Here is a 2,174-nt window from a genome sequence, read left to right as displayed (position 1 = left end):
AAATGCTAGAGCTATTTACGTACTAAACAATAATTGGTCTCTTGGTGGTGTAGTAAATTACGTTAGTAATCAGCGTTATGATGCCGCCCCCTCCTACTACAGCAGTCTTAACGTCATGCCGTCATACGCAGTAGGTGACATTTATGCGAACTATAGAATGGGGAATTGGGAAACTCGTTTAACCGTGAAGAATGTTGGTAATGCACAGTACTCAACTTATGGGGGTTATGGTTACGTTCAGTTCCCAAATAACAGTAGCGGAAATAGTTACTACTATTACGCAAATGATCCTAGATCAATTTATCTTAGTGCTAAATATAACTTCTAATCCAGTTAATTGGCACGGATAAATTTATGCAACCCTCAACTCGGACTCATTACCTGACAATCGGCGTTGCATTATTTTTTCTTGCATTCTCTTTGGCAGTGTTTGCTAAACCTCTCACAGTTAGAGATGACCGAGGAGTTGTTGTGGTGTTTGATAAACCACCCCAGCGCGTTGTCAGTCTTCTACCATCACTCACTGAGTCTGTTTGTGCATTAGGAAAGTGTTCAGCATTGGTTGGTGTTGATCGCTTTTCCAATTGGCCTAAATCGATTCAAGGCTTGCCCAAGCTTGGCGGCATTGGAGATATTAATATTGAGCGTATTGTGCAACTCAAGCCGGATGTTGTTTTGCTTGAGAAGGCGTCTCCTGTTATTGCCCGGTTAAATGGATTGGGCATTAAGACTTTTGCGTTGGATATCAAGTCAATGGGAGATGAAGAGCGCGCCCTTCAAAAGCTAGATCTTGTATTAGGTACCTCCGAAAGCGCTCGTGTTTGGAATCAGATACAACAAGAAATCATGCGCGCTCGCAAGCAACTTACAGACAAGGCAGACAATATTCGCGTGTACTTTGAAGTGAATCCAGCTCCCTTTGCGGCTGGTAGCACTTCTTTTATTGGTGAAATTCTTGCACGCTTAAGTTTGATCAATATCATTCCCGAATCTTTAGGGGCTTTTCCGAAGATCAATCCTGAGTTTGTGGTGCAGGCTAAGCCAGATGTCATCCTTCTTACTGAATCAACTGTTGCTGATATTCAGAAACGTCCAGGGTGGAACTCCATTCCAGCGGTTTCCAATAATCGAATTTGTGTATTTACTAGCGAGCAAAATGATGTTTTGGTTCGTCCCGGCCCACGCATGGGTGAAGCAGCGTTGATTATTTCTCAATGCATCCAAGAGAAGATGTCATCATCTCGGTAATGCAGACTAACCATTTTCTAGGCAAGCTATTCGCCCTGCTCATTCTTAGTGCAGCTTTAGTGCTAATGGGTACTCTGCTCGGAAGTACGGGTGCCAGTTGGAATATGTCAGAAACTGATCAAACCGTCTTGTTTGATATTCGGCTACCACGATCATTAGGGGCCTACTTTGCTGGTGCATTATTAGGGCTGGCTGGTGGGATTGCACAGAGCCTATTTCGCAATCCCTTGGCTGACCCCTACCTACTCGGAAGCGCATCGGGTGCCTTGCTTGGGGTTGGCAGCATTCTCTGCCTTGCCTATCTTGGCAATTCTTGGCTAGAAATTATTGGCCTTAATGGCGGCGCCTTTCTGGGGGCGCTACTTGGAGTGATGGCCTCTCTTCTATTGGCGGGCGGTTATCGCAGCTCTTTACGGCTCTTATTGTCTGGGGTAGTGATCAGCGTGATCCTGGGTGCAGCGAACTCATTATTTACATTTATCCGCCCTGATCTATTTCAAAGCATTCAATCGTTTATGCTGGGCAACACAACTCTTCTCAATTGGTCTGGCGTTGAGATCATGGCAACTGCTTTGCTGATTTGCTTACTCATCACTCTTATCATTAGCCCCGCTCTGGATGCTTTATCACTCGGTGAAAATACCGCCCGCACTCTAGGTTTGCCATTAGATCAACTACGTCTGATATTGATTGGCATTCTTGCTCTTGCAACTGGATGCGCTGTTGCACAGACTGGCTTGGTTGCTTTTGTTGGGCTAGCAGCACCTCATCTAGTTAGGAAGTTTTCTGGCGGACGGCAACGAATACAGCTTTTATTCTCCTGTCTAGGTGGTGGAATCTTATTACTGAGTTCCGATCTGATTGCACGCACTCTCTTTGCACCGATTGAAATTCCAGTTGGTATAGTGACTGCAGTCTTAGGCGGT

The 2,174-nt window shown here is 45.2% G+C and carries 2 protein-coding genes and 1 pseudogene; all 3 read left to right on the top strand.

The window, feature by feature from the left end:
• Positions 1-328, top strand: a pseudogene (locus B7X71_RS15660) (TonB-dependent receptor); the annotation flags it as partial.
• A 26-nt stretch (positions 329-354) separates the two neighbouring features.
• On the top strand, positions 355-1,248 hold the full coding sequence (locus B7X71_RS15655) for a helical backbone metal receptor (protein WP_293598806.1): 894 nt from the start codon (positions 355-357) through the stop codon (positions 1,246-1,248).
• A partial coding sequence (locus B7X71_RS15650; protein WP_293601403.1) for an iron ABC transporter permease occupies positions 1,215-2,174 on the top strand: 960 nt, incomplete at its 3' end. The genes B7X71_RS15655 and B7X71_RS15650, both read left to right, overlap by 34 nt.

The sequence above is a fragment of the Polynucleobacter sp. 39-46-10 genome (assembly GCF_002282275.1).
This window is presented reverse-complemented; position numbering and strand designations above follow the sequence as displayed.

Bases quoted from the DNA above. Each gene is read 5' to 3' on its own strand.
- B7X71_RS15655 (WP_293598806.1), top strand. From the start codon at position 355: ATGCAACCCTCAACTCGGACTCATTACCTGACAATCGGCGTTGCATTA.